The organism is Trichlorobacter ammonificans, from assembly GCF_933509905.1.
GTDB lineage: Bacteria > Desulfobacterota > Desulfuromonadia > Geobacterales > Pseudopelobacteraceae > Trichlorobacter > Trichlorobacter ammonificans.
In genome coordinates, this window is record NZ_OW150024.1 from 1,339,449 (window position 1) to 1,364,814 (window position 25,366).

The 25,366-nt window shown below is 60.2% G+C and carries 29 protein-coding genes; 26 read left to right on the top strand and 3 right to left on the bottom strand.

Features of this window, described 5'->3' with window-relative positions; all coding sequences use genetic code 11:
- Window positions 1-83 precede the first annotated feature (83 nt).
- From RAK07_RS06120 to RAK07_RS06180, 13 genes are all read left to right on the top strand, one after another.
- A complete protein-coding gene (locus tag RAK07_RS06120) occupies window positions 84-911 on the top strand; it encodes a phosphoribosylformylglycinamidine synthase subunit PurQ (protein WP_305731949.1) in 828 nt (275 codons plus the stop codon).
- A complete protein-coding gene (gene purF / locus RAK07_RS06125; RefSeq protein WP_305731950.1) occupies window positions 908-2,338 on the top strand; it encodes an amidophosphoribosyltransferase in 1,431 nt (476 codons plus the stop codon). Before RAK07_RS06120 ends, purF begins: the two co-directional genes overlap by 4 nt.
- Window positions 2,335-2,886 (top strand): orotate phosphoribosyltransferase, encoded by a 552-nt coding sequence (pyrE, locus tag RAK07_RS06130; RefSeq protein ID WP_305731951.1) that lies wholly within the window; start codon window positions 2,335-2,337, stop codon window positions 2,884-2,886. Before purF ends, pyrE begins: the two co-directional genes overlap by 4 nt.
- Complete coding sequence (locus RAK07_RS06135) at window positions 2,883-3,632, top strand: TlyA family RNA methyltransferase (RefSeq protein ID WP_305731952.1); 750 nt, start codon at window positions 2,883-2,885, stop codon at window positions 3,630-3,632. Before pyrE ends, RAK07_RS06135 begins: the two co-directional genes overlap by 4 nt.
- Window positions 3,629-3,973, top strand: a complete 345-nt coding sequence (locus RAK07_RS06140) for a histidine triad nucleotide-binding protein (RefSeq protein WP_305731953.1) — start codon at window positions 3,629-3,631, stop codon at window positions 3,971-3,973. The genes RAK07_RS06135 and RAK07_RS06140 overlap by 4 nt, the downstream gene beginning before the upstream one ends.
- Window positions 3,974-4,114: 141 nt before the next feature.
- Complete coding sequence (locus tag RAK07_RS06145) at window positions 4,115-4,324, top strand: hypothetical protein (protein WP_305731954.1); 210 nt, start codon at window positions 4,115-4,117, stop codon at window positions 4,322-4,324.
- The gene (locus RAK07_RS06150; protein ID WP_305731955.1) at window positions 4,287-4,505 is read left to right on the top strand and encodes a 4Fe-4S binding protein; all 219 of its coding nucleotides are present in this window, start codon (window positions 4,287-4,289) and stop codon (window positions 4,503-4,505) included. The genes RAK07_RS06145 and RAK07_RS06150 overlap by 38 nt, the downstream gene beginning before the upstream one ends.
- A gap of 124 nt (window positions 4,506-4,629) precedes the next feature.
- Window positions 4,630-5,709: a prephenate dehydratase gene (gene pheA / locus RAK07_RS06155; protein WP_305731956.1), complete on the top strand. Its 1,080-nt coding sequence runs from the start codon at window positions 4,630-4,632 to the stop codon at window positions 5,707-5,709.
- Window positions 5,706-6,572 (top strand): prephenate dehydrogenase, encoded by an 867-nt coding sequence (locus RAK07_RS06160; RefSeq protein ID WP_305731957.1) that lies wholly within the window; start codon window positions 5,706-5,708, stop codon window positions 6,570-6,572. The genes pheA and RAK07_RS06160 overlap by 4 nt, the downstream gene beginning before the upstream one ends.
- A gap of 155 nt (window positions 6,573-6,727) precedes the next feature.
- Window positions 6,728-8,032 carry a 3-phosphoshikimate 1-carboxyvinyltransferase gene (aroA, locus tag RAK07_RS06165; protein WP_305731958.1) on the top strand — a complete coding sequence of 435 codons (1,305 nt, stop codon included), beginning with the start codon at window positions 6,728-6,730 and terminating at the stop codon, window positions 8,030-8,032.
- Window positions 8,029-8,721, top strand: coding sequence for a (d)CMP kinase (gene cmk / locus RAK07_RS06170; protein ID WP_305731959.1), 693 nt, complete (start codon window positions 8,029-8,031; stop codon window positions 8,719-8,721). Before aroA ends, cmk begins: the two co-directional genes overlap by 4 nt.
- 2 nt (window positions 8,722-8,723) lie before the next feature.
- Entirely contained in the window at window positions 8,724-9,566 is an 843-nt protein-coding gene (ispH, locus tag RAK07_RS06175) for a 4-hydroxy-3-methylbut-2-enyl diphosphate reductase (RefSeq protein ID WP_305733487.1), read from the top strand.
- 85 nt (window positions 9,567-9,651) lie between these two features.
- Window positions 9,652-11,382 (top strand): 30S ribosomal protein S1, encoded by a 1,731-nt coding sequence (locus tag RAK07_RS06180; protein ID WP_305731960.1) that lies wholly within the window; start codon window positions 9,652-9,654, stop codon window positions 11,380-11,382.
- Between the two features lie 73 nt (window positions 11,383-11,455).
- Here RAK07_RS06180 and RAK07_RS06185 read toward each other — a convergent pair whose 3' ends face one another.
- Both RAK07_RS06185 and RAK07_RS06190 read right to left on the bottom strand, forming a co-directional pair.
- Window positions 11,456-12,268, bottom strand: coding sequence for a phosphorylase family protein (locus tag RAK07_RS06185; RefSeq protein ID WP_309550347.1), 813 nt, complete (start codon window positions 12,266-12,268; stop codon window positions 11,456-11,458).
- On the bottom strand, window positions 12,243-12,533 hold the full coding sequence (locus RAK07_RS06190) for a Dabb family protein (protein WP_305731962.1): 291 nt from the start codon (window positions 12,531-12,533) through the stop codon (window positions 12,243-12,245). Before RAK07_RS06190 ends, RAK07_RS06185 begins: the two co-directional genes overlap by 26 nt.
- A 189-nt stretch (window positions 12,534-12,722) precedes the next feature.
- Between RAK07_RS06190 and RAK07_RS06195 the strand changes: the two genes are divergently transcribed.
- The 12 genes from RAK07_RS06195 (at window position 12,723) to lgt (ending at window position 21,343) form a co-directional block, all read left to right on the top strand.
- Window positions 12,723-13,460, top strand: coding sequence for a cytidylate kinase-like family protein (locus RAK07_RS06195; protein ID WP_309550348.1), 738 nt, complete (start codon window positions 12,723-12,725; stop codon window positions 13,458-13,460).
- A 102-nt stretch (window positions 13,461-13,562) separates the two neighbouring features.
- Window positions 13,563-14,504, top strand: coding sequence for a transglycosylase domain-containing protein (locus tag RAK07_RS06200; RefSeq protein WP_305731963.1), 942 nt, complete (start codon window positions 13,563-13,565; stop codon window positions 14,502-14,504).
- 5 nt (window positions 14,505-14,509) lie between these two features.
- Window positions 14,510-15,706 carry a phospholipase D-like domain-containing protein gene (locus tag RAK07_RS06205; RefSeq protein ID WP_305731964.1) on the top strand — a complete coding sequence of 399 codons (1,197 nt, stop codon included), beginning with the start codon at window positions 14,510-14,512 and terminating at the stop codon, window positions 15,704-15,706.
- A gap of 9 nt (window positions 15,707-15,715) precedes the next feature.
- Window positions 15,716-16,477, top strand: a complete 762-nt coding sequence (locus RAK07_RS06210) for a TatD family hydrolase (protein WP_305731965.1) — start codon at window positions 15,716-15,718, stop codon at window positions 16,475-16,477.
- A gap of 123 nt (window positions 16,478-16,600) precedes the next feature.
- Window positions 16,601-16,879, top strand: a complete 279-nt coding sequence (locus RAK07_RS06215; RefSeq protein ID WP_305731966.1) for a cytochrome C — start codon at window positions 16,601-16,603, stop codon at window positions 16,877-16,879.
- A 103-nt stretch (window positions 16,880-16,982) separates the two neighbouring features.
- Complete coding sequence (locus RAK07_RS06220) at window positions 16,983-17,204, top strand: hypothetical protein (protein ID WP_305731967.1); 222 nt, start codon at window positions 16,983-16,985, stop codon at window positions 17,202-17,204.
- A gap of 93 nt (window positions 17,205-17,297) precedes the next feature.
- Window positions 17,298-17,633, top strand: coding sequence for a hydrogenase maturation nickel metallochaperone HypA/HybF (locus RAK07_RS06225; protein WP_305731968.1), 336 nt, complete (start codon window positions 17,298-17,300; stop codon window positions 17,631-17,633).
- Between the two features lie 139 nt (window positions 17,634-17,772).
- Window positions 17,773-18,744 (top strand): polyprenyl synthetase family protein, encoded by a 972-nt coding sequence (locus RAK07_RS06230; RefSeq protein ID WP_305731969.1) that lies wholly within the window; start codon window positions 17,773-17,775, stop codon window positions 18,742-18,744.
- 75 nt (window positions 18,745-18,819) lie between these two features.
- Entirely contained in the window at window positions 18,820-19,335 is a 516-nt protein-coding gene (locus tag RAK07_RS06235) for a TlpA family protein disulfide reductase (RefSeq protein ID WP_305731970.1), read from the top strand.
- 25 nt (window positions 19,336-19,360) lie between these two features.
- On the top strand, window positions 19,361-20,089 hold the full coding sequence (locus RAK07_RS06240) for a cytochrome c biogenesis CcdA family protein (protein WP_305731971.1): 729 nt from the start codon (window positions 19,361-19,363) through the stop codon (window positions 20,087-20,089).
- Between the two features lies 1 nt (window position 20,090).
- Window positions 20,091-20,528, top strand: a complete 438-nt coding sequence (locus RAK07_RS06245) for a VOC family protein (RefSeq protein ID WP_305731972.1) — start codon at window positions 20,091-20,093, stop codon at window positions 20,526-20,528.
- A 23-nt stretch (window positions 20,529-20,551) separates the two neighbouring features.
- The gene (lgt, locus tag RAK07_RS06250) at window positions 20,552-21,343 is read left to right on the top strand and encodes a prolipoprotein diacylglyceryl transferase (RefSeq protein WP_305731973.1); all 792 of its coding nucleotides are present in this window, start codon (window positions 20,552-20,554) and stop codon (window positions 21,341-21,343) included.
- A gap of 106 nt (window positions 21,344-21,449) precedes the next feature.
- Here lgt and RAK07_RS06255 read toward each other — a convergent pair whose 3' ends face one another.
- The gene (locus tag RAK07_RS06255; RefSeq protein ID WP_305731974.1) at window positions 21,450-23,687 is read right to left on the bottom strand and encodes a vitamin B12-dependent ribonucleotide reductase; all 2,238 of its coding nucleotides are present in this window, start codon (window positions 23,685-23,687) and stop codon (window positions 21,450-21,452) included.
- Window positions 23,688-23,978: 291 nt separating this feature from the next.
- Between RAK07_RS06255 and RAK07_RS06260 the strand changes: the two genes are divergently transcribed.
- Window positions 23,979-25,358, top strand: coding sequence for a right-handed parallel beta-helix repeat-containing protein (locus RAK07_RS06260; protein WP_305731975.1), 1,380 nt, complete (start codon window positions 23,979-23,981; stop codon window positions 25,356-25,358).
- Window positions 25,359-25,366 lie beyond the last annotated feature (8 nt).

The following is a 25,366-nucleotide window of genomic DNA, read 5'->3' on the forward strand; positions in this document are numbered from 1 at the left end:
ATCGTCGCACCCGCACAAGGGGTTTTCGAGGACGGCGGCGAGATGGCTGGTTTTGAGCAACCCGTTAAGGAGAAACCGACTACATGACCAGGACACGTGCCATTGTCATTACCGGAAACGGTACCAACTGCGAGACCGAGGCGGCCCATGCCTGTCGCCTGGGGGGCTTCGACGAGGCGGTGATCGCCCATATCGCCGAGATCCTTTCCGGAGAAATCCGTCTCGATGATTTCCACTTTCTGAACCTGACCGGCGGCTTTCTGGACGGTGACGATCTGGGCAGCGCCAAGGCCCAGGCCAACCGCCTGAAGTATGCCGCTCTGCATGGGAGTGACGAAAAACTGGTGGAACAGTTCACCCGTTTCATCAACGATGGCAAGCTGGTGCTGGGGGTTTGCAACGGCTTCCAGTTGATGGTTAAGATGGGGATGCTGCCGGCCCTGGACGGCAACAACCTCCAGCAGACCGTCACCCTCTGCCATAACGACTCCGGCCGGTTCCAGGATCGCTGGTGCTATCTGAAAGCCGATACCGCCTCTCCCTGCATCTTCACCAAAGGGATTGAAAAGGGCATGTACCTGCCGGTGCGGCACGGAGAGGGGAAGTTCCTGACCGATACCCCGGAAACCCTGGCGCGGATCGAGGAAGGCCATCTGGCGGTGTTGAAATACTCGGACCAAAGCTACAGCGCCCCCGCCATGGAGTTTCCCGCCAACCCCAACGGCTCCACCAACGCCATCGCCGGTCTCTGCGATCCCACGGGACGGCTGTTCGGCCTGATGCCCCATCCTGAAGCCTTTGTCCACTATACCCAGCATCCCCGCTGGACCCGCGAGCAGTTGCCTGAAGCGGGGGACGGTCTGATCCTGTACCGTAATGCAGCGGAGTATGCGAGGAAAAACCTGTCATGAACATCTATCGCCCGGAAGAAGAGTGCGGCGTATTTGGCATCTACGGCCACCCCGAGGCCGCCAACCTGACTTACTTGGGGCTGTACGCCCTGCAGCACCGCGGCCAGGAGAGCTGCGGCATCGTTTCCTCCGACGGCGGTGGGCTGCATGCCCACAAGCGGATGGGGCTGGTGGCCGATGTCTTCGGTAACCAGGAGGTGTTCAAGAAGCTGCCCGGCAACGCCGCCATCGGCCATGTACGCTATTCCACCGCCGGCGCCTCGGTGGAGAAAAACGTCCAGCCGATCATGGTGGACTACTCCCGCGGTTCCATTGCCGTGGCCCACAATGGCAACCTGGTGAACGCCGGCCTGCTCAAGGCGGAACTGGAGGCCTACGGCTCCATTTTCCAGACCACCATGGATACCGAAATTATCATCCACCTGCTGGCGGTCTCCAAGACCAACTCTCTCGTGGACCGGATCGTGGATGCCCTGAACCGGATCAAGGGGGCCTACTGCCTGCTCTTTCTCACTGAGACCCGCATGATCGCGGTGCGGGACCCCAACGGCTTCCGCCCCTTGTGTCTGGGGAAACTGGGCAACTCCTGGGTGGTTGCCTCGGAGAGCTGTGCTCTTGACCTGATCGAAGCCACCTTTGTACGGGAAGTGGAGCCTGGCGAGATGTTGATCTTCACCCGGGACGGCCAGATGCAGTCCATGTTTCCGTTCAAGCCGATTCAGCCGACCCCCTGCATCTTCGAGTTCGTCTACTTTGCCCGGCCCGATTCGAACATCTTCGGCAGGAACGTCTACCAGGTGCGCAAGGAACTGGGCCGGCAGCTGGCCCGGGAACACCAGGTGGATGCGGATGTGGTCATTGCCGTGCCCGACTCCGGCGTGCCGGCGGCCATGGGGTATGCCGAGGAGTCGGGAATCAGGTTCGAGCTGGGCCTGATCCGCAACCATTACGTGGGACGGACCTTCATTGAGCCGGCCCAGTCGATCCGCCACTTCGGGGTCAAGATCAAGCTGAATCCGGTGCGGGAGATCCTGGAGGGAAAACGGGTGGTGGTCATCGACGATTCCATCGTGCGGGGCACCACCTCCCGCAAGATCGTCAAGATGGTGCGCAACGCCGGCGCCACCGAAGTGCATATGCGCATCTCCTCTCCCCCCACCAGCTATCCCTGTTTCTACGGCATCGATACCCCCAACCGCAAGGAACTGATCTCCTCCTCCCATACCCTTGAGGAGATCCGGCGCTACATCACCGCCGATTCCCTGGGCTACCTCTCCGAAGAGGGATTGGTCCGCTCCACCGGCCTGGGCCATGCCGATTTCTGTACCGCCTGTTTCACCGGCGACTACCCGATCAACTTTCCCATGCCGCAGCAAAAACCCCAGATGGGACTATTCATAGAAGGAGAGGAGTACGAGGAACAATGACCGACCGCGAACGACTGAAGCAGATCATCCTGGAGCTGTCCTACGAAAAACGCCTGGTGACCTTGGCATCGGGCCGTCAGAGCGATTTTTACTTTGACGGGAAGCAGACCACCCTGCATGCCGAAGGGGGCCTGCTGGTCGGCAAGCTGTTCTATGAAGCGATCAAGGATGTGGCCGGCGTGCAGGCTGTGGGCGGCATCACTCTGGGGGCCGATCCGATCGCCACCGCCACCTCCATTGCCGCGTTTCTCGACGGCAAGCCGCTGCATGCGTTCATCATCCGCAAGGAACCCAAGGGACACGGTACCGGTCAGTGGCTGGAAGGCCGCAAGAACCTGCCGCCCGGCACCAAGGTGGTGATCGTGGAGGATGTGGTTACCACGGGCGGCTCTTCCATGAAGGCGGTGAACCGTGCCAAGGAAGAGGGGCTGGATGTGCTGGGCATCGTCTCCCTGGTGGACCGGGAAGAGGGTGGCCGGGAGAATATCGAGGCCGAAGGCTACTGGCTGAAGGCCATTTTTACGAAATCACAGCTTGTGGGTGCATGAGTCCCAAACAGCGCCTTGACAAACTGATGGTGGAACGGGGGCTGGCGCCGTCGCGGGAAAAGGCACAGGCCCTGATCATGGCCGGCCAGGTGGTGGTGGGGGACCATGCCGCCGACAAGGCCGGCCAGCAGGTGGCGGCCGATGCGACCATCAGGATCAAGGGAGAACTGCTGCCCTACGTCAGCCGGGGAGGCTTGAAGCTGGAAAAGGGGCTGGATGCCTTTCATGTTCAGGTGAGCAACCGGATCGCCATCGACGTGGGGGCCTCCACCGGCGGTTTCACCGACTGCCTGCTGCAGCGGGGGGCGGCCCGTGTCTATGCCGTTGATGTGGGCTACGGCCAGCTGGCCTGGAAGCTGCGGGAGGACCCACGGGTGGTGGTGCTGGAAAAGACCAACATCAGGCATCTGCAGCCGGAGCAGCTTGACCCCCTGCCTGACTTGGCCGTGATCGACGCCTCCTTCATCTCCCTCAATCTGGTGCTGCCTCCGACCCTGGCCCTGCTCAGGCGGCCTTCCGAGGTGGTGGCCCTGGTGAAACCGCAGTTCGAGGTGGGCAAGGGGGCCGTGGGCAAAGGGGGGATCGTGCGGGACCCCCGCCTGCATGAGGAGGTATTGCGGCGGATGACGGAGCTGGCGGCAGAACTGGGTACGGAGTTGATCGGCATCTGCGAGTCGCCGATCCAGGGGGCCGACGGTAACCGGGAGTTTCTGATGGCACTGCGGGTCAAAGGAGTAGATGGATGAGCGATTGTATTTTCTGCAGGATCATCGCCGGGGAGATTCCGGCGAAAAAGGTGTACGAGGATGATCTGGTGCTAGCGATCGAGGATATCGCTCCCAAGGCGCCGCTGCATCTGTTGCTGCTGCCGAAGCGGCATTTCAGCAACTGTCTGGATATGGCGGACCATGACGAGGCGTGCGTGGGCCACCTGTTCCGGGTGGCGGGACAGCTGGCCCGGGAGCGCGGCCTGGAGCAAGGGGGCTTCCGGCTGGTGCAGAACAACGGCGCCGATGCCGGCCAGACGGTCTTCCATCTCCATGTGCACATGCTGGCCGGGCGCGACTTCACCTGGCCTCCGGGGTAGCGAGATGGCCTTTTTTCGTCCAGAGCGCGTCACGCTACGCACTGACGTGTGCAGCGTACTGTCAAGTGCGCCTCCGCGTCATTGCTTGCATGCCGCACCCAGGACGAAAAGATCCTCATCACGAAAATTCACACGTACGTCATGAAACGGCAGCCGAGCAAAAACGATCCCGCTCCCAACAAGCTCTGTGTCGGCTGTCGCCGCAGTTGCAAACAGCCCTCCTTTGCCCTGATCACCTCCTGTCCCCGTTATTATCCCCTAAGAAAGAAACAGACTGTTGTCAAGGAGTGGAAGCAACAGGAGCTGTTCAGCGATGACCCACAGTCCGACAGCAGGCGAACCGGTCGTTGACCGCCGGCGCTGTTCCGGCTGCGGCCGGTGCGTGGCTGCCTGTCCCCTGCGGATTCTGTCACTGGAGCCGGAAGGCTATCGCAAGCGGCTCGTCATGGCGGCCTTTCCGTGCTGTACCCGCTGCGGAGCCTGTGCCGGGGTCTGCCCGTTGCAGGCACTGCGGATGGCGGAACCGCGCTGACCATGTTTTGCTCAGAGTCAGTAAATATGCCGCTTTGCCGGCAAAAATGTTGCAATTCATCCCCCCATCAACTACAGTAACCATTCCAAACGTTGTTATTCCCCTGATAGCGGAAGAACCCGAGATGTCCCAGCACCCCCAGTCCCTTGCAGAGTTCCGGGCAGAAATCGATACCATCGATGCCAAACTGGTAGAACTGCTGAATCAGCGGGCCCGTCTGGCCGGCGAAGTGGGCCGGATCAAGACCAGTCTTGCCCGGGATTTTCACGTCCCCAGCCGGGAACGGGAGGTCCACGAGCGGGTGGCCCGTCTTAACCAGGGGCCCCTGCCGGCGGAGGCGCTGCGCGGTATTTTCCGGGAGATCATGTCGGCCTGCCTGGCGCTTGAGTCGCCGATGCAGGTGGCCTTTCTGGGCCCTCTGGCCACCTTTACCCATGTTGCCGCCCAGCAGCAGTTCGGCCAATCCGCCCAGCTTGCCCCCCAGAAGTCGATTCCCGCGGTGTTTGAAGAAGTTGAGAAGGGGAGGGCGCTCTACGGTGTGGTGCCGGTGGAAAACTCCACCGAGGGGATGGTCTCCCATACCCTTGACATGTTCGTGGAAAGCGACCTGAAGATCACTGCCGAGGTGCTGCTGGAAGTCTCCCACGACCTGCTCTCCCGCACCGGCCGTATGGAGGATGTCCGCAAGGTCTACTCCCACCCCCAGGCTTTGGCCCAATGCCGTCACTGGCTGGAGGAAAACCTGCCCAATATTCCGCTGGTGGATGTGGCCTCCACTGCCCTGGCCGCCCAGATCGTGGCGGAGGACCTGAGCGCCGCCGCCATTGCCGGCTGCGCTGCAGCCGAGCACTACGGCCTGAAGGTGGTCCGTTCCCGCATTGAAGACCAGGTGAACAACTTTACCCGTTTCATCGTTGTTTCGCGCAAAATGGCCGACCCGTCGGGTAACGACAAGACCTCCATCCTTTTTTCCGTCAAGGACGAACCGGGCATCCTCTACCGGATGCTGGAACCCTTTGCCCGCCGCGGCGTCAACCTGTCCAAAATCGAATCACGCCCGGTAAAAACCAAGGCATGGGAATACATCTTCTTCCTGGATATGGCCGGTCATGTCTCTGACCCGCAGGTGGGGGAGGCGATCGAAGAGTTGCGCACCTACTGTCAATTTCTGAAAATCCTCGGTTCCTACCCCAGAGCGAAATGACCCGGCCCCTGATCCGCACCATGACCGTGATCGGGGTCGGCCTGATCGGCGGCTCCTTTGCCCGTGCCCTGAAGGGAAGCGGTGCCGTAGAGCGGGTGATCGGCGTTGACCGCGACCAGGAGAACCTGAAAACAGCCTTGGAACTGGGGGTTGTTGATGAGGCTGCTCCTTCGCTTGCGGACGGTGTCCGTGCCGCCGACCTCGTGTTTCTGGCCGTACCGGTGCGCAGCGTTGCGGCGGTGGTTGCCGAACTGGCACCTCACCTTGCCGGGGGCTGCATCGTGACCGACGGCGGCAGTGTCAAGGATGAGCTGGTGCGGCAGTGCGAGGCGCTGCTGCCGGCCGGCGTGGCCTTTGTCGGCGGCCATCCCATCGCCGGCACCGAGCACTCCGGCGCAGCGGCATCCTTTGCCGAACTATTTAAGGGGCGGCGCTGCATCCTGACCCCCACGGCCACCACCGATGCAGCGGCGCTCCAGACCGTGCGCCGGCTGTGGGAGGCGGCCGGCAGCCGGGTGGAGAGCATGGACCCGCTGACCCATGACCGGGTCTTTGCCGCGGTCTCCCATCTGCCGCACATGGTCGCCTACGCCCTGGTCCACGCCGTGGCTGCGTCGGCCGAGGAAGAGGAAAATATCCTGGCGTTTTCCGCCGGCGGATTCCGGGATTTTACCCGCATCGCCTCCTCGGACCCGGTGATGTGGCGCGACATTGCCCTGATGAACCGTGGCCCGTTGCTGGATCTGCTGGATCGCTATGCCGACGAACTGGCCGCCCTGCGGCAGCGGGTGGAGAGCGGCGACGGCACCTGGCTCGAACAGTTCTTCCGTACCTCAAAACGTCTGCGCGACGAGATCACGTAACAGGCTGTTGAAAAACCGAGGTTGCTCAAAAATTGTCAGATCGTCGCACCCGCAGACAGCCCCGCGGAGGCGTAGCAGCGCTACGCCGCACAAAGAGGCTGCCGAGGACGGCGGCGAGATGACTGTTTTTCAGCAACCTCCTAAAGAGGTTATCCATGCACGAACATGCCACACCCCATACCGTCCCGCCGGTAAAAACCCTGCAGGGGACCGTAGCGATCCCCGGCGACAAATCCATCTCGCACCGTTCCATTATGCTGGGCTCCCTGGCCACCGGTATCACCAGGATTACCAACTTTCTGCGTGGCGAGGACAACTTTGCCACCATGAACGCCTTCCGCAACATGGGGGTGATGATCGAGGACAGCGGCAGCGTGGTGACGGTCCACGGGGTGGGGGTCCATGGTCTGCAGGAACCAGGGGACGTGCTGGACTGCGGCAACTCCGGCACCACCATCCGCCTGATGACCGGCCTGTTGTCGGGACAGTCGTTCTTTTCCGTGCTGACCGGCGACCAGTACCTGCGCAAACGTCCCATGAAACGGGTGACCGAACCGCTGCGCCGGATGGGGGCCACCATTGCCGGCCGCGGTAACGGCACCCTGGCGCCCCTGGCGGTCAGCGGCGGCCGGCTGAGCGGGATCACCTTCCAATCCCCCATTGCCAGCGCCCAGGTGAAGTCGGCCCTGATGCTGGCCGGTCTGTATGCGGACGGTGCCACCACCATCAGTGAGCCGACCCTGTCCCGGGATCATTCCGAGCGGATGTTCCGCTTTTTCGGTGCCGACGTTGAAACCGCCGACACCACGGTGACGGTGCGGGCAGGCAGAGAGCTGCACGGCCAGGAGATCGTGGTGCCCGGCGATATCTCATCGGCCGCGTTTTTTCTGGTGGCGGGCCTGATCGTACCGGGGGCGGAACTGCTGATCCGCAACGTGGGGATCAATCCCACCCGGACCGGGGTGCTCGACATCTTGCAGCAGATGGGGGGCGATATTGTACTGCAGGATCAGCGGGAGGTTTCCGGCGAGCCGGTGGCTGACCTGCTGGTCCGTCATTCCCGGCTGAAAGGGATCGAGATCGGAGGGGACGTGGTGCCCCGGGCCATTGACGAGTTTCCCGCCATCAGTGTTGCCGCAGCGTTAGCGGAGGGTACCACGGTAATCAAGGATGCCCACGAACTCCGGGTCAAGGAGACCGACCGGATCGCCGCCATGGCTCAAAACCTGCGGGCCATTGGCAGCGGAACCATCGAGGAAAGCGAGGACGGCATGAGTATCACTGGTGTCGAAACCCTGCGGGGAGGCAGCGTAGCCAGCTTCGGCGACCACCGGATCGCCATGTCCCTGGCCATCGCGGCCTGCGCCAGTCGAAACGGGGTGACCATTGACGATGTGTCCTGCGTTTCCACTTCGTTCCCCGGTTTTTTTGAGCTGCTGGCCGGAGTGTCCCGCGTATGAGCCGGGAAAAGGGGATCATTATTGCGGTGGACGGCCCGTCCGGTGCCGGCAAGAGCACCCTGAGCAAGCTTCTGTCCCGGCGTCTCGACTACCTGGAAATCGATACCGGCGCCATGTACCGGGCCATGGCCTGGCTGGCCCGCGAATCCGGCCTGGATCTGAACGATGACGCGGCGGTCCGCCGGTTCTGCAGCACGGCACTGGTGGAACTTTCCCTGTGCAACGGCGCCACCCGGGTTCTGGCCAATGGCCGGGATGTGACCGGCGAGATCAGGACTCCGGAAATATCGATGCTGACCTCGCGGATTTCATCGCTGGCGCCGGTGCGGGAGGCGATGGTGGCTCTGCAGCGGCGCATGGGAGCCAAAGGTGGCGTTATTCTTGATGGCCGCGATATCGGCACCGTGGTTTTCCCCGATGCCGAGCTGAAGTTCTTTCTCTCCGCCTCGGCGGAGGAGCGAGGCAAGCGGCGTTTTCTGGAGCTGCAGGCCAAGGGCGAGCAGATCAGCCTGGAGGAAACCGTCCAGAGCGTGATACAGCGGGACCGCCAGGATTCGGAGCGGGAGTTGTCGCCGCTGCGTCGGGCAGAGGACGCGATCCCGATCGATTCCACCGGCCTCACCATCGATGAGGTGGTAGCGCTGATGGAACAGGCCTTCCACGAACGTACGGCAGGAAAGGATACATGACCATGGAGATTATTCTGGCAAAACGGGCTGGGTTCTGTTTCGGGGTCAAGCGGGCGACCCAGATGGCCTTCGAGGCGGCCGGCAAGGATCAGAAAACCTTTACCCTGGGGCCGATCATCCACTCCCCCCAGGTTGTCCAGAAGCTGGAGGATATGGGGGTCGGTGTTGTCAAGGACCTGACCAACGTTTCAGACGGTACCGTCATCATCCGTTCCCACGGTGTGTTGGCCAGTGAGATGGAGGAGGCGCAACGCAAGCACCTGGAAATCGTCGATGCCACCTGTCCCTTTGTCAAGAAGGCCCAGGAACATGTCAAATACCTGTCCGAAGCCGGGTATGACGTCTTGGTGGTCGGAGATGCCGATCATCCGGAGGTGGAGGGGATCGTTTCCTACGGCAAGGACAAGGTCTACGTTGTCGCCTCCGGTGAAGAGGTGCGCAAGCTGCCCAAGATGACCAAGATGGCGGTGGTTGCCCAGACCACCCAGTCCTTCGAGAACCTGAAGAACGTAGTGGATGAGTGTTTGCGCCGTGGCGGCGAGGTGCGGGTGTACAACACCATCTGCGATGCCACGGCGGTCCGCCAGCAGGAGGCTACCGAACTGGCCCAGCAGGTAGACTGCATGATCGTGATCGGCGGTTTCAATAGTGCCAACACCCGCCGCCTGGCGGAGATATGTTCGGAACTGCAACCGCGGACCCACCATATTGAAACGGCCCAGGAGCTGGACCCGGCCTGGTTTGTCGGTGTCGACAAGGTGGGGGTGACCGCCGGGGCGTCGACGCCGAAATGGATCATCGATGATGTGATGGAACGGCTTGCAGGGATCAACAATTCCGATTGAAAAAATGGAATTCTGTGCTACAGTGCGTAACTCGCTGCCCTGATGGTCAGGGTATGTGTAATTTCACCCAGGGGGTAAGGGTCTCATGACAGAGGTAAAGCGGCTCAATATCGATTCGGATGAACTGGATGTTGAGCACCAGAGTAATGAATTTGCAGAGCTGTTCAGCGCCAGTCTGAAGGAGCAGAAGGACCGGCCGGAACGGGATAAAATAGTAGAAGGGACGGTTGTTCGGGTAGATCAGGACATGGTGCTGGTTGATGTGGGCCGTAAATCCGAAGGCTTTGTTCCCATTGCCGAGTTCAAGGATGCCAACGGCGCCGTCTGCGTTGCCGTCGGCGACAAGGTTCGGCTGGTTGCCAGCCGTGACGGTGCCAACCGTTTCTCCCGCAAGCGCGCCGAGCAAATGGCTGCCTGGGAGAAGATCCACGAGGCAGGCGGCGAAGGCGCCATCGTCGAAGGTACGATTGTTGCCAAGACCAACGGCGGCTTTACCGTTGATATCGGCGGCATCAACGCCTTCCTGCCGGCCTCCCAGGTGGATATCCGTCCTTCCGGCAACGGCGATGCCTACATCGGCGTGTCCGGCAGCTTCAAGATCATCAACCTGAACCAGAAGCGGGGCAACATCGTGCTGTCGCGCCGCAGCCTGCTCGAAGAAGAGCGCGCTGAAGCCCGCAAGGCTACCCTGGAGAAGCTGGCCGAAGGCCAGATTCTTCCCGGCGTGGTCAAGAACCTGACCGAATATGGCGCATTCGTTGATCTGGGCGGCGTCGACGGCCTGTTGCACGTGACCGACATCTCCTGGGGCCGGGTCGGCAAGCCTGCCGACGTGCTCAAGCCGGGCCAGGAGGTAATGGTCAAGGTGCTCAAGTACGACCCCGAAAAGGGCAAGGTGTCCGTCGGCATCAAGCAGACCCAGCCCGATCCCTGGCAGAACCTGGCCGATCGCTTTCCGGTGGGAACCCGCATCAACGGCCGTGTGGTCAGCCTGATGGAGTACGGTGCGTTTGTCGAAATCGAGGCCGGTATCGAAGGCTTGGTGCATGTTTCCGAAATGTCTTGGACCAAGCGGGTGCGCAAGGCAGCCGACGTGCTTTCGGTGGGCGATCAGGTTGAGGTGGTGGTGCTGGGGGTTGACCTGCAGAACCGCAAGATTTCCCTCGGCCTCAAGCAGACCACGGAAAACCCTTGGGCCTCCATCGTTGAAAAGTACCCCATCGGCACCACTCTTGAAGGTCAGATCAAGAACATGACCGATTTCGGCATGTTCATCGGCATCGAAGAGGGAATCGACGGTCTGGTGCATGTGTCGGACATATCCTGGACCAAGCGGATCAAGCATCCCGGCGACGTCTACAGCAAGGGCGACCTGGTGCAGGCAGTGGTTCTGAAGGTTGACCCCCAGAACGAGCGCATCTCCCTGGGTATCAAGCAGCTGACCCCGGATCCCTGGTCGCTGGTTCCCCAGAAGTACACCCCGGGCACCCGACTGGTCGGCAAGGTCGCTTCCACCACCGATTTTGGCGTGTTTGTGGAGATCGAAGAGGGAATCGAAGGACTGATCCACGTTTCCGAGCTTTCCCGTGAGAAGGTGCCCTCTGCCAAGGACTTTGCCAAGGTGGGGGATGAAATCGAGGCAGTGGTGCTTTCCGCTGACTCCCGCGAGCGGCGTATCTCCCTGTCGGTGAAGGCGCTGGCAGCCGCAGCCGAGAAGGCCGAGTTCGAATCCTACCTGGGCGGTGGCCAGGGTGAGGCAACTTCCAACCTCGGCGAACTGCTGAAGAATCGTCTGGAAGAGAAAGCCAACGAGTAGTTTCCTGCGTTATTCCGGGTGGTTATCGGGACAGGGGACGGCATGAACGCCGTCCCCTGTTTTGTTTGGGGCGTCAGGGGCGGGAGGTGCCGGCGCTGTCGAGGAGCGGCAGGAGCAGCCGGCAGGCGAGTCCCAGGTTTTTTCCGGCAACGGCGCTGTTTGCCGCCAGACGTGCCAGTTGGGGGATAGTGCGGGGATGGGTGAGACAGAGCATCAGGACCTTCGGGATGCTGATCCGGTTGGCCGTCGTCAGCTCATCCAACGAGAAGAGCAACTCCTCGGCGGCATCGTCGCTGACGGTTCTGAACCCCAGAAACGGCAGGTGTGCCGCCGCAGCCGCCGCAGCAACGGCGGCACTTTCCATTTCAAGTACCGGTGTCGGCAGATCGTGGGGAAGCTTTTGGGCCAGCTCCGGCTTGGAAACGATCCGGTCGGTGGTTATGAAACTACCCGCCAGGGCGGTAATCCCGTGGGAGCGAAGCGTGCTGGTCAGGTGTGCTGCAGAGGGGGAACCTTCTGGTGGAGGGGGCGCGCTCAATCCTTCCGCGTTAAGAGTCAGTAGACGGTCGCAGATGATGGTGTCGCCGACAATGCTGCCGGTCCGGATGGCGCCGCAGAATCCTGCGGAGAGCAGCAGGCGGGGCCGCCGGGCTTTGATCAGCAGCGCTGCAGCACGGCTTGCCGCCTCGGCTCCCATGCCCCCTTCGACAAGACAAATCAGCCGGTCGGCGAGCAGGGCGTCATGAATCAGGAGGCCGTCTACCTTTTCCCGACGCACTGGACGGGCAACCGTAAGGATGGCGCGTCGTTCCTCCGGCAGCGCTGTGACGATTCCCAGCGGACCCGGTGTTGCTGGTGCCTCAGGAATGGTAGTCAACGGCAACAATGGAAGAGCAGGAAGCTTTCATGAACGGTACCACCTCCTGGGCATGGTAGGGATGCACCTGGTAAGCCTGCAGATCATCCAGGGAGTCGAATCTGGTGAGCAGTGCTACATCATAAGAGCGTTCGGAGCGGATGACGTCGGTGCCCACTTCGATATGGCGCAGCAGGTCAACGTTTCCCTGCATGGAAAGAAGGCGGTCGCGGACGGCGGCAATGTTTTCGGCGGTCGGTTCGGCAAGCTTGAATAGTACGATATGGGTGATCATTTGGTGTCCTCTCGGCGGAATAGCGCCGGCCGCTTTTTCTTTTCCCGTGCGGCCAGCTCTTTCTGATACCGTGAACTCCTGCGCTCTGTCAATGCCTGCGTGTTGAACCGTGCTGCACTTTTTGGGCTCAGCGGGCTCTCCGGGATTGCGGTGAGGCGATTCCATGGTACTATCAGCAGCAAGCTGGTTATGAAGCGGCCCGGAGCCGTGGATTTTCAGGAGGTGACCGCCATGCCCGATGTACAACTGATACCCTCCATCGACAATCGGTTGGGTGCATTGATCGAAGTCACCCGCCGGCAGCGTTCCCGTACCATTGACGAACCGCTCCTGAAGCCGGCCATTACCGTTTCCCGGGAGTTTGGGTGCGAAGCCTATCCGGTGGCTGAACTGCTGCGGCAACAGATGGAAAAGCGGACCGGTGAGAACTGGGCCCTGATGGATAAGGCGCTTCTGGATGAAGTGGCCAGGAATCATAATCTCTCGGAACAGGTTCTGCAGAACCTGGGCGAGAAAAACCGCTTTCTCGATGAATTTCTCTCAACCTTCTCCCCGCGTTGGAAAAGCGACAAGGATTATTACCGTTTGTTGACCCGGCAGATCATTGCCCTCGCGGAACAGGGCAACGTGATCATCATGGGACGGGGGGCTCCGATTGTCACCAGAACCATGAGAAACTGCTTCCACTTCAGAATGTTTGCCTCCATGGCCTTCAAAAAGAAGTCCATCGCCCGGCGGCTGGCCGTTGCTGAGGGGGAGGCGGAGGCGATCATCGAGCGCCGCCAGAAGGAGCGGGACCGATTTATCCGGGAATTTCTCGACCGCGACCCCTATGACCTGTCCGTCTACCATCTTGTGTTCAATAACGACAGAAGTGCGGCAGCGAAAATTGCCGATACCATTGCCGACTACATCCTGAAGCCCTAACTCAACAAGGGGAGGGGACTATCCGGAAGCGGAAGAGGGGCGCGCGGCATCCCTCTTCCGCTTTTTTCGGTAATCTGGTACAAAGCGCATCCGGAGGATGCCGTGAAAAAACTACTGTTCGCCCTTTGTGCCGCCATCGGCCTCTACGCTGCCTCTATCGTGATTTCACTTGCCTTGCTTCCGCCGGTGGACAGCCTTACGGACAGAAAGCAGAGCATGACCATCATGGTCCGAGACTGGCAGGGGAAGCAGCAGCCGTTTGTCGTTGGTCCGAAGAATCGCTACTGGACACCCTCATCCCGGATTCCACCGGAAATGAAGTGGGCCGTGATCCTGGCCGAGGACGGCAATTTCTACAAACACGAGGGGATCGACGTCAAAGCGATCCGTCAGGCGATCAAGCATGACCTGGAGAAGAAGAGCCTGGCCCGTGGTGCTTCAACCATTACCCAGCAGACCGCCAAGAACCTGTTTCTCTCACGCGAAAAGACCATTAGCCGCAAGCTGAAGGAAGTCTATCTTGCCTGGCGGATGGAGCAGGAGTTGACGAAAGGGCGGATTCTCGAGCTGTATCTGAACGTGGTGGAGCTGGGACCCATGGTGTACGGTATCGGCCACGGAGCCCGCTACTACTTCGGCAAAGCGCCGGAAGCACTGACCCCCCGCGAATGCGCGTTTCTGGCCGCCATGCTGCCGGGACCGCGCATCGCCTACAACCCCTACCGCAACCTGGGCAAGGTGCTCAGGCGTTCCGACATGATCCTGCGCCAACTACGGGCCAAGGGAGTCATCTCTCAGGAGGAGCTGCAGGCTGCCCTGGCCACGGAGCCGAATATTGCAGGCATGCAGCGCAAGGTGGATACCAGTCTGCAAGAGGAGGCACTGTTGCAGCCGGTTTCCTCGGCAGCTTCTCCTCCGCCGGCGTCGCCACCCGTATCATTACCACCCGCAGCCGGCCCCAGCGAGACATCACAGCCGGTATCGCCGCCGGTAGAAGCGCCGGCCCATCCTGCTCCTCCCGCACCTGAAGCCGAAGACCGGTAAGAGATATGGCACCGGAACGGAACCGCGCGGTACGGAGTTCACGGGCCCACCGGCTGCTGCGTCGATGGGGAAGGGTGGCCCTTTCCCGTACCGTTCCGGTTGAGCAGGTACGGCTCCATGCGACGGGCGCCGACTTTTTTGCGGCGTACTTTGCGGCGCTTGCGTCTGCCCGGACATACATCTGCCTTGAGTACTACATCATCCGGGCGGACCGTACCGGGAATCGGCTTGCCGAAGAACTGACGGCCGCCCGTCGGCGGGGGGTGCAGGTCTTCCTGATTTACGACTACATCGGCTGTCTCGATACGCCCGAGTCATTCTTCAGGGGGCTTCGCCATCATGGCGTCCACTGTCTTCCCTTCAACCGGCCTTCGTTCCGGCGCGGTATCCGCTGGTTCGACCGGCGGGATCACCGGAAACTGACCATTATTGACGATAGCCTCGCCTTTCTGGGGGGGCTGAACGTAGCAGATGAATATGCCGGCATCGCGCAGGAGCACCGTCGCTTCCGCGACGTCGGCTTCAGTCTGAGCGGCCCGGCTGTTGTCCACCTGACCGACCTGTTTCAGGATATCTGGAGGCTGGAAACAGGGCAGCCACCCCGCCTGCCTCATCCCGTTCACCATGCGCCACCTCAGCTCTGTCTGAGTGAAGAGCGCCGGATATCGCTGGTGAGTGGCGGCCCCCACCAGCTTCGCTCCACGATCCGTACCGTCTTTCGCGGTGCAATGGCGCTGGCAGCGTCTGAACTGTTGATCGCGAATCCCTACTTCGTTCCCGGCCCGCTCATCCTCCGCTCGCTGCTGCGGGCCGCTCGGCGGGGCGTCACGATCCGCCTGCTTTTGCCGGCCCGCAGCGATGTGCCGATTGTCCGGCTGATCAGCCGCAGTACGTATCGTCACCTGCTCGATGCCGGTATTGAAATTTACGAACTGGAGCAGGAACTGCTCCACGCCAAATTGATGCTGATCGACGGGGCGCTCACGGTCATTGGTTCCGCCAATCTCGATCAGCGCAGCTTCCATCGAAATTTTGAAATTAACGCCATTGTCCACTGCCGTTCCTTCGGCAGCCAGATCAGGGAGCTTTTTGCCGGCGACCTGTACCGCTCCCGCAGAATTACCGCCGAGACTCACGGACAGCGCGGTATGCTGGTGCGGCTGCTGGAGCGGCTGCTGCGCCCCTTCAGTTGGTTCCTCTAGGGGGCGGGTATGTTGATCGACACCCATTGTCACCTGGATCTTCCGTGGCTCGGCAACCATCCGGAAACCTATTTGGCGGCGGCCGGAGCCGCCGGTGTAGAGCGCTGGGTCGTGCCGGGTCTCCATCCCGACGGCTGGCAGGGGATTGCCGATCTCTGTCGCCGGTACGACGGCACCTTTCCGGCATTTGGCATTCATCCCCGCCATGCGGGAGAGGTGTCGGAGGAGGCGCTTGTTTGTTTGCGGCAGTGGGCGGGGAAGGGCGTTGCCGTTGGCGAGATTGGGCTTGATCGGCGCTGTGCTCATCCGGAGCGCCAGCAGGAACTGTTTCGACGTCAGATCAGGATAGCCTGCGAGCTGGAGCTGCCGCTGCTGATTCACTGCAACGGCATGGTGGGTATGACCCTTGCGGTACTGCGTGAAGAGCGGGCAGAGCGTGTCGGCGGCATTCTGCATGGCTACTGCGGGTCGCTTGAGTCAGCGCGGGAGTTTGTCCAGATGGGATTTGTCCTTTCGCCGGGAGGTAATCTGCTGCGACAGAATACGGACAGGCCCCGTCGGCTGCTTCAGTCCCTGGGGCTTTCACGGCTGGTGCTGGAAAGCGATGCGCCGGGACCGGCAGCCGATTCGCCGCGCAACCGTCCGGAGTTTCTCACGGAGCTTGTTGATTGCATCGCGACAATGACCGGCTATTCTCCCGGGGAGATTATTCGCGAGACCGGACGTGCCGCTTTGGGGATACTTCCCTGTTTGGGCCGGGAGCACCGCTGAAACGTCGAAATGCTCCTTGTTCCCACAGAGAAGGCTGTGGTACGATATGCCACTCGGGAGGTGCGCATGAGGCTGCTCATACTGTTCATGGTTTCAGGGGTTGCGATATTGTCCGGATGTGCGATGTTTACAGCCTGGAAAAGTATCCCTCCGCCGGGTGGCTGCGACCAGTGCCATTCAAGGGAACTGTCGGCCAACTGGCGTGTCACCTACCAGGCGGCTCAGGTGGCCGACGAGCGAGGTAACCTTCCCTTCCAGACACCGCAGTACAACATGCCGGTCAGGAGTTCCCAACCTGCTTCGTCCCTTGACTTGCGCAAGTCTGAAGAGCAGCGCTGCTTTGAATGTCATGTCGCGCCGACCCCTGCACACCGTGAGCGCAAGGGGCGCTTTCATCACTGAAAAAAATAATTGACTTTGTTGGTATACAGCGTATAGTTCTCTTTTGTTAAAAGAACGCCCTGTTGAAACAGGGATATATTACCACCGTGAAGAGGTGAACACCATGAAGAAGCTGCTCTCCCTGTCCCTGGTCCTGGCCCTGGCCCTCGGCGTTGCCGCTGGCTGCAAGAAGGCAGAAGAAGCCAAGCCGGCTGCTCCGGCTCCTGCTGCTGCTCCGGCCGTTCAGCAGCCGATGTCAGCTGCTAAGCCTGCTGATGCTGCTGCTCCGGCTGCCGCTCCTGCTGCTGCTCCGGCTGACGCTGCTAAGCCCGCCGAGAAGAAGTAAGCGTGCCGTTACGGCAGTGAGGCCTGTCGGGGAAACCCGGCAGGCTTTTTTTATTTTACAGGGCAGTTGTCGGTTGAGTGCGGGGGGGCAGTAATGCATGAATTGTCCCTGACCGAGGGGATTGTTGATATTTGCCTCCGGCATGCCGAAGGGAAGCGGATTATTTCGGTAACCCTTGAAATCGGGTGTCTGAGCAGTGCGGTACCTGAGGCGATCGAGTTCTGTTTTTCCGCATGCAGTGCCGATACGACTCTGCATGGGGCCCGGCTGGTGATCGACCGCGTCGAAGGCAGGGGATGCTGTCTTGCCTGCGGCGAGGAGCAGCCGGTTGTCCGGCACTTTGATCCCTGTCGGAGGTGTGGCGGATACGGTGTGCGTATCGTTGCCGGCGAGGAGCTGCGGGTGCGTGAGATCGAGGTGGCGGACTGAAACAGATTCGTTTTCAGTCTCCCCTGATGCGCAGGCCGTGCCATCGGCGCCAGTCTCTCCCGATTGCGGGAGAAATGCTTTGACAAGGTTGCAGTCGGTTCAGTAGTATTCATAAAATTTATTTCAGACGGGACGATACATGCAGGCAGCACTGGAGCTGATAGGAGACGATCTCAGGCAGGTCGAGGAACAGTTCAGAAAGGATCTGGAGTCCGACGTTCCGCTCATCCGCAAGGTTGGCGAATATGTTCTCGCCAGCGGTGGTAAGCGCATTCGTCCCGCCATGCTGCTTCTGGCGGCCAGATTATGTAACTACTCAGGTTTTCAGGCAATTCCCCTGGCCAGCGTGGTCGAATTCATTCATACTGCAACCCTGCTGCATGACGATGTGGTCGACAGTGCCACGTTGCGGCGCGGTACTGCCTCTGCCAATGCCCTGTGGGGTAATGAGGCCTCGGTGCTGATCGGCGACTTCCTGTTTTCAAAATCGTTTTCTCTGATGGTTGCGGCTGGCAGTCTCGACGTACTGCGGGTCATGTCCCGCGCTACCACCATCATTGCAGAAGGGGAGGTCCTGCAGCTCCTCGGTACCGGAGATGTTGACCTGACCGAAGAACGCTATATCGAAGTGGTGCGAGCCAAGACAGCTGTCCTGCTTTCCGCGGCCTGCCAGTGTGGCGCCATTCTGGGCTGCGCCTCTGAGCAGCAAGAGCAGGCCCTGGCCGATTTCGGCATGGAGCTGGGGATCGCCTTTCAGCTGATGGACGATATTCTGGACTATACCGCCACCCAGGAACAGTTCGGGAAGAGTATTGGCCACGATCTGGAGGAAGGCAAGATCACGTTGCCGCTGATTCACACGCTGCGTGGCTGCACGTCGGAAGAACGGGAATTCGTTGCCGCCATCGTTCAGCAGGATGACGAACTCTCCTTTGATGATTTCAGCCGCGTTTCTGCTCTGGTGCAGCAGTACGGCGGTATTGACTATACCATTGCCAAGGCGCGTCAGGCGGTTGACTCCTGCGCGTTCCATCTGGCGGCCTTTCCGGACAGTGCCTGCAAGCAGGCGCTGCTGGAGCTTGCAGAGTACGTTGTTACCCGCAACCGCTAGTCCTCGTCCTCGTTGGTCCGCGCCGCTGTTCCGGCTGATTCCGGCCGCTTGTTCACCTAGTTTCGGAGGAGTAGTATGAAAAGGTTGGTGTTGCTGATCTGTTGCCTGATGATGATCGTTTCGGGATGCTCAAAAGAGAAGAGCTCTGTCTCTTCGGCCGGTGTCAGGGAGAAGTCTCCGGCTCCCGAAGTCAATGTCATTTCCATGGACAATCAGCAACTGACCCTGGCCTCGCTCAAGGGGAAGGTGGTGCTTCTGAACTTCTGGGCAACCTGGTGCCCCCCCTGTCGCGAAGAAATTCCGTCAATGATGAAACTCAACAGTTTCATGGCGGGAAAGCCGTTCCAGATGGTCTGCATTTCCGTAGACGAGGGGGGTAAGAAGGCGGTTGAGGAGTTCTTCAGGAACTCCGGTTTCATGCTTCCCACCTATTTTGATCCCAGCGGTCAGGTAGCAAGAAATTTCGGTGTTACCGGCGTTCCCGAAACCTTTGTGATCGACAGGCAGGGAGTTGTTGCCAAGCGGGTCATCGGCGGCCTGGACTGGAGCAGTCCCGAGGTGATCGCCTTTCTCGAAGGGCTGATGAAGTAGGAGACAGGAGCCGGACGCGGCTGTTATGGAAACTCAGCAAATCTCATATCTTGGCGCGTTTGTGGCCGGAGTCCTCTCCTTTCTCTCTCCCTGCGTGCTGCCCCTGATTCCATCCTACATCACCTATATCACCGGGCTTTCCTTCAGTGATCTCGATGCCGAGCAGCCGGCGGCCCGGGTGCGTCGTACCACCTTCTTCCACGCTTTCACCTTTGTTGCCGGTTTTTCGCTGGTATTTGTCCTGCTGGGGGCCTCGGCCACCTTTGCCGGTTCCTTTCTCAAACAGCATATGGATGCCGTCCGCAAGGTTGGCGGTATCCTTGTCATTCTGTTCGGTATCCATATCACCGGCCTTCTGCCGATACGCTGGCTGCTGGGCGAAAAACGGATAAATCTGCGTCATAAGCCTGCCGGCTACCTGGGTAGTCTGCTGGTCGGCATCGCCTTCGCAGCCGGCTGGACCCCTTGCATCGGCCCCATCCTCGCTTCAATCCTGATGATTGCTGCCACCGAGGAAAAGGTAGCCCATGGGGTGACCCTGCTCATGCTCTACTCCATTGGGCTGGGACTACCCTTTCTGGCCTCGTCGTTGGCCGTGCATCGCTTCGTGGTGCTATTCAACCGTTTCAAAAAACATATCAGGCTGTTCGAGATCGTGACCGGTTTGTTTCTGGTGCTCGTCGGCATCCTGATCTTTACCAACTGGCTTTCCCTGCTGGCGGGATATGCCAACCTGCTGTTTTTGAAGGGCTGATATGGTCAAGGCACATCGTGCGCAGCATTCCGTCCAGCTGACGGTGGCACAATTGGTGGTTACCGAGGCATTTTACGCCGGTATCCTTGAGTTGCCGGTGCGCCGCTCCTTTTCTTCCCCTGGCGCCCCCGAACATCTGGTGGTGGATATGGATGGCATTGCCCTGGTGTTCGTTGAGGAAGGGGATGTGGTACATGCCCATCCGATTCTGGGACACCGCTTCAGCATGTTTCCTAAAGGAATTGGCGTCACCCTGCACTTTGAGGTGCGTGATATCGAGGGAATTCGGGACGCCATCCTGGAAGAGGAGCTGGAGATACTGTATCACCTTGAGGAGAAACCCTATGGCGTCAAGGAGATGTGGTGCTTTGATCCCGACGGCTACCTGGTGGCGCTTGAAGAACCGGTCGAACGACGCAGCACCAGAATCGGACGCTGAGCTTTCATGACGAGACGCTTCCAATGACCTTTCCCGCTATTGATCCCGTGTTTCTCAGGTTGGGACCACTGCAGTTCCGCTGGTACGGGCTGATGTACGTGCTGGGGTTCATCCTCAGCTATTTCGTTATCCGGCGCGAGGTGCGCCGCTCCCAAGTGTCACTTTCCGACGAAGGGGTTGCCGACCTGATCCTTGCCCTGGCGTTGGGGGTGGTCCTGGGGGGACGCTTCGGGTATGTCTTGTTCTACGATTTGCCTGCCTATCTGGCGCATCCCCTGAAAATTTTCGCCATCTGGCAAGGAGGGATGTCATTCCACGGCGGCTTGACCGGTGTGTTTCTCGCGGCGCTCTGGTTTTCCCGCAGCCGCGGCATACCGTTGCCGGTGCTGGGAGACTTGGCGGCCCTTGCCGCGCCGATCGGGCTCGGTCTGGGACGGATCGGCAATTTTATTAATGGTGAGTTGTTCGGGCGTCCCACCACGGTTCCCTGGGGGATCGTCTTTCCCGATGGCGGGCCGTTGCCTCGGCATCCCTCCCAACTGTACGAAGCGTTTCTCGAAGGGCTGGTGCTCTTTTTTCTGGTACGGCTGGCCTACCGCCGGTTGAATGTTTCCGGAGCCGCAATGGCGACATTTCTTGCGGGATACGGCCTGTTCCGGATTGTGGTGGAGTGGTTCCGTCAACCTGACCAGCAGTTGGGCCTGTTTCTGGGAAGTTTTTCCATGGGGCAGCTCTTGAGCCTGCCGCTTGTTCTGCTGGGGGGGGGACTGCTGGTCTGGTTCATGAGAAAAGAACGACTCAGTCGTCCGCAGTAGGTGGGCACCCCGCCCCGGGTGGGGGTAGCGTAAAGAGGCCCCGTGGCGATACCACGGGGCCTCTTTTGTTCGTATTACCGGTATGCGGCCGCGGTGGCCGCGTGCATCAGGCGCACTCCGAGTAGCCGCAGACCCGGCAGACCATGCAGCCACCTTCGTGTTCCACGATGCCGCCACACTCGGGGCACGCTCCCCGGTCCGGTGTGCTGGTTTCACCGCTCAGGTCGTAGCCGTTGGCCAGCATGTGGGCCTGGATTGCCTTTGCCACCGCATCGGCACAGGAAAGTATCCTGTTCTCGCCATAACCTGCCGGGCAGTGACAGGAGATTCCCAGGAGCTGTTTGATGACCTGGCGGGCCTGCACGCCGCTGCGCCAGGCCAGGGAAACCATCCGGCCGATGGCCTCGGACTGGGATGCCGCGCAGCCGCCGGCCTTGCCCATGGTGGTGAACAGTTCGAACAGACCGGTCTTGTCCTCGTTGACGGTGACGTAAAGCGGACCACAGCCGGTCTGCATCTGGTAGGTCCACCCCTTCAGAGCTTTCGGCCGCTCCCGCTTGATGGCATGCTTGTCCTCCTCCAGCGGGATTGCGGTAACGGTGACCTTTTCATCCTTCTTGCCGGTGGACAGTACCTGCTCGTCGCGGGAACCGTCGCGGTAGATGGTTACCCCCTTGCAACCGGTCTTGTAGGCCAGCAGGTAGACCTTTTCTACATCCTCCACCGTGGCAGAGTTGGGGAAGTTGACGGTCTTGGAGACGGCGTTATCGGTGTGGGACTGGAATGCGGCCTGCATCTGGATATGGTCTTCAGGCGTAATGTCGTGGGCTGTCACAAAAATGCGCCGAATGTCCGCCGGGACCTCGTCAATCTCATGAACCGTGCCGTGCTCGGCGATCTTTTCCATCAATTCCGGGGAGTAAAACCCTCGTTCCTTGGCGATCCTTTCAAAGATCGGGTTCACCTCCACCAGCTTGGTGCCGTCCAGGACGTTCTTGACGTAGGAAACCGCAAACAGCGGCTCAACCCCCGACGAAGCGTTGGCGATCATGGAGATGGTGCCGGTGGGGGCGATGGTGGTTACCGTGGCATTGCGCTGCGGCAGCGCCCCCTTCCTGTCGAAAATGGAGCCGGTGAAGTTGGGGAAGGATCCCCGGGTTTTCCCCAGTTCCCTCGATGCGGCGTGTCCTTCCTCATTGATGAACTTCATCACCTTTTTTCCCAGCTTGACCGCTTCCGCGGAGTTGTAGGGAATACCCAGCATGATCAGCATGTCGGCCCAGCCCATTACCCCCAGGCCGATCTTGCGGTTGGCGTGGGTCATCTCATGGATCTGCGGCAGCGGGTAGCGGTTGGCCTCGATGACGTTGTCCAGGAAATGCACGGCATCGTGCACCACCTCTTTCAGGCGCGTCCAGTCGATGGCTTCGTCGGCAACGAAGTTGCCCAGGTTCAGTGAGCCCAGGTTGCAGGATTCGAAGGGCAGAAGCGGTTGCTCGCCGCAAGGGTTGGTGGATTCGATTTCGCCAACATGGGGGGTCGGGTTGTCGCGATTCAGGCGGTCGAGGAAGATGATGCCGGGCTCACCGTTTTCCCAGGCTTGATTGACAATTCGCTGGAATACCTTGCGGGCGTTCATTGAACCCGCTTTCTTTTTGTCCCGGGGGTTGTACAGGTCGTATTCCTCGTCGTTTTCAACCGCCCGCATGAACTCTTCCGTCAGTCCCACCGAAATATTGAAGTTGTTGAACATTTTCTGGTCAGCCTTGCACATGATGAAATTCATGATGTCGGGATGGTCGACCCGCAGAATTCCCATGTTGGCCCCCCGGCGGGTGCCGCCCTGCTTGATGGTTTCTGTTGCGGTGTCAAACACCCGCATGAAGGAGATCGGCCCGCTGGAGATGCCGGTGGTGGTCAGGACCACATCGTTGGCAGGACGCAGGCGGGAAAAGGAGAAACCGGTGCCGCCGCCGGATTTGTGGATCATGGCGGTGTACTTGACGGCGTCGAAGATGTCCTCGATGGAATCTCCCACCGGCAGGACGAAGCAGGCGGAGAGCTGTCCCAGCTCCCGTCCGGCGTTCATCAGGGTCGGCGAATTGGGCAGGAAGTCAAGTCGAGCCATCATACCGTAGAAGCGGGCGGTCAAGGTGTCGATATCGGCGGCGGGGTTAAACCTGCGGTCCGCCTCAGCAATGGTGACGGCGACCCGTTTGAGCATGTCCGCCGGTGTCTCCAGCACTTTGCCGGTGGTATCACGACGCAGGTAGCGCTTTTCAAGGACGGTGCGGGCGTTGGGGGTAAGAGCTGGTTCCATCAGGGCAGGGGATTTCTTGGACATTGGTATTCTCTCTTTCCTGGCTACACGAACAGTATTGAATTACGCAGACATACGCGGAAGTTGTTCGGAAGGTGATGTAATTGCTTGTGGCACAACATTTAGTGTTTTTTGGCGAATAAGACCACAACATGTATGGTGTGTCAATGAAAAAAAAGAGCATTGCCAAGTGTCGGAAATGACTGGATTGACTGGTGGGTGGCTGATTTGAAATTTACACGGTCGGCGGAATATGCTAGATACAACCTTTATTCGTATATTCAATGATTTATATTTTTTAGGCGGAAATTTTCAATGAAGCGGCTCATCATGCTGGGGAGTTGTATGCGGACCCTGCCAAAAATGTTTCTGGCCGGGCTGCTGACAGGAGTGCTGGTTGCCGGTACCGGATGCCAGAAGCTGCTGCAGGAACGAGATGCCCTGCTCAAGGGGCAGAATGTCACGGTATCGGTCAAGATTCCGGACACGCCGCCTCCTGTGGCACCGCCGACCATGGCACCGCCTCCCCCCTCTCCGGGGGAAAGCAGAACCGCTCCACCTGCGACAGCGCTCGACAGCCGGCTGATCCCGCAAAGTGAAACGACGGTACCGGCAGCAACAGCTCCGGAACAGCCCGCTCCACCGCGAAACCAGCAAGCTGTCCGCACGGTGATAACCAAGGCTGACACGGTGCTTGAGGGGCGGGTCATTACCGAGGATCTGACCCTGCGCGGTACGGTGCTGGTTCGGGGCTCGCTGGCGATTGCTCCCCAGGCGACTCTTCGGCTGGAAGCCGGCACCGAGGTGCGCTTTGCTCCGGCGCTTAATTCACAGGAAAAACCGCTGCTGCTGGTACTGGGCAGACTGGTGGTCCAGGGAACGCCCCAGCGGCCGGTACATCTGGGCGCCGCCTATGACCAACCAGTAGCTGGCGACTGGGGAGGGGTGCTTCTCCTCTCCACCGAAAAGAAAAACAGTCTTGAACAGTGCCGGATTACCGGGGCACAGGCTGGAATAACGGCTCGCTACTCCCAGTTTTCTGCCACCGGCCTCCAGGTCAGTCATTGCTTGGTCGGGGTATCCTTGTATGATTCCGTTGCCGTACTGTCACGGCCGGATATCCAGCGCTGCGACGTGGGCGTGCGGCTTGCGGATAGCGAAATGGAGCTCAAGGACGGTACGGTACGGGAAAACCGCTTGGGAGTACTGGCACAGCGTTCCGCACTGGTGGCCGGTGGCCTGGTGGTCCGTAACAACAGCCAAGAGGGACTGGTGTTTGAGCAGGCCCGCTTCCGCATCAGCGGCAGCACGCTGACGGAGAACAGAAGCGGCCTCCAGGTTGTCGGCGGGGAAGGGCTGGTGGTGCTCAGCAGGATGAGCGCCAACCGCGAACAGGGGGCTGCAGTGCGGGACGCCAGGATCAGAATCACCGACAGCAGGTTCACCGATAATGGCGGCTCGGGACTGTTGGTGGAAGACGTACGGGGCAGCGCCACCGGATCATCCTTTGTGAACAATGGAAAATTCCAGGTGGAACGCCAGGGCCGGGAACCATTTTCGGCACCGCTCAACTGGTGGGGGACCACCGACGAGCGCAAGGTGAGCGACGGAATTCATGATGCCGGTCGTGCATCGGGTCAGAGCCTGCTCCAGTACCTGCCGCTTCTCTCCACGGCGCCTGCCGCCCTGCCGTGAGGAAATCG

Bases quoted from the DNA above. Each gene is read 5' to 3' on its own strand.
- RAK07_RS06190 (WP_305731962.1), bottom strand. From the start codon at position 12,533: ATGATCACCCATATCGTACTATTCAAGCTTGCCGAACCGACCGCCGAA.
- RAK07_RS06195 (WP_309550348.1), top strand. From the start codon at position 12,723: ATGAAGCGGCCCGGAGCCGTGGATTTTCAGGAGGTGACCGCCATGCCC.
- RAK07_RS06255 (WP_305731974.1), bottom strand. From the start codon at position 23,687: ATGTCCAAGAAATCCCCTGCCCTGATGGAACCAGCTCTTACCCCCAAC.
- RAK07_RS06160 (WP_305731957.1), top strand. From the start codon at position 5,706: ATGACCCGGCCCCTGATCCGCACCATGACCGTGATCGGGGTCGGCCTG.
- RAK07_RS06150 (WP_305731955.1), top strand. From the start codon at position 4,287: ATGACCCACAGTCCGACAGCAGGCGAACCGGTCGTTGACCGCCGGCGC.
- pyrE (WP_305731951.1), top strand. From the start codon at position 2,335: ATGACCGACCGCGAACGACTGAAGCAGATCATCCTGGAGCTGTCCTAC.
- RAK07_RS06180 (WP_305731960.1), top strand. From the start codon at position 9,652: ATGACAGAGGTAAAGCGGCTCAATATCGATTCGGATGAACTGGATGTT.
- aroA (WP_305731958.1), top strand. From the start codon at position 6,728: ATGCACGAACATGCCACACCCCATACCGTCCCGCCGGTAAAAACCCTG.
- RAK07_RS06225 (WP_305731968.1), top strand. From the start codon at position 17,298: ATGCATGAATTGTCCCTGACCGAGGGGATTGTTGATATTTGCCTCCGG.
- RAK07_RS06235 (WP_305731970.1), top strand. From the start codon at position 18,820: ATGAAAAGGTTGGTGTTGCTGATCTGTTGCCTGATGATGATCGTTTCG.
- RAK07_RS06240 (WP_305731971.1), top strand. From the start codon at position 19,361: ATGGAAACTCAGCAAATCTCATATCTTGGCGCGTTTGTGGCCGGAGTC.
- cmk (WP_305731959.1), top strand. From the start codon at position 8,029: ATGAGCCGGGAAAAGGGGATCATTATTGCGGTGGACGGCCCGTCCGGT.
- RAK07_RS06145 (WP_305731954.1), top strand. From the start codon at position 4,115: ATGAAACGGCAGCCGAGCAAAAACGATCCCGCTCCCAACAAGCTCTGT.
- RAK07_RS06135 (WP_305731952.1), top strand. From the start codon at position 2,883: ATGAGTCCCAAACAGCGCCTTGACAAACTGATGGTGGAACGGGGGCTG.
- lgt (WP_305731973.1), top strand. From the start codon at position 20,552: ATGACCTTTCCCGCTATTGATCCCGTGTTTCTCAGGTTGGGACCACTG.
- RAK07_RS06245 (WP_305731972.1), top strand. From the start codon at position 20,091: ATGGTCAAGGCACATCGTGCGCAGCATTCCGTCCAGCTGACGGTGGCA.
- RAK07_RS06260 (WP_305731975.1), top strand. From the start codon at position 23,979: ATGAAGCGGCTCATCATGCTGGGGAGTTGTATGCGGACCCTGCCAAAA.
- ispH (WP_305733487.1), top strand. From the start codon at position 8,724: ATGGAGATTATTCTGGCAAAACGGGCTGGGTTCTGTTTCGGGGTCAAG.
- RAK07_RS06220 (WP_305731967.1), top strand. From the start codon at position 16,983: ATGAAGAAGCTGCTCTCCCTGTCCCTGGTCCTGGCCCTGGCCCTCGGC.
- RAK07_RS06140 (WP_305731953.1), top strand. From the start codon at position 3,629: ATGAGCGATTGTATTTTCTGCAGGATCATCGCCGGGGAGATTCCGGCG.
- RAK07_RS06120 (WP_305731949.1), top strand. From the start codon at position 84: ATGACCAGGACACGTGCCATTGTCATTACCGGAAACGGTACCAACTGC.
- RAK07_RS06230 (WP_305731969.1), top strand. From the start codon at position 17,773: ATGCAGGCAGCACTGGAGCTGATAGGAGACGATCTCAGGCAGGTCGAG.
- RAK07_RS06210 (WP_305731965.1), top strand. From the start codon at position 15,716: ATGTTGATCGACACCCATTGTCACCTGGATCTTCCGTGGCTCGGCAAC.
- pheA (WP_305731956.1), top strand. From the start codon at position 4,630: ATGTCCCAGCACCCCCAGTCCCTTGCAGAGTTCCGGGCAGAAATCGAT.
- RAK07_RS06205 (WP_305731964.1), top strand. From the start codon at position 14,510: ATGGCACCGGAACGGAACCGCGCGGTACGGAGTTCACGGGCCCACCGG.
- purF (WP_305731950.1), top strand. From the start codon at position 908: ATGAACATCTATCGCCCGGAAGAAGAGTGCGGCGTATTTGGCATCTAC.
- RAK07_RS06215 (WP_305731966.1), top strand. From the start codon at position 16,601: ATGTTTACAGCCTGGAAAAGTATCCCTCCGCCGGGTGGCTGCGACCAG.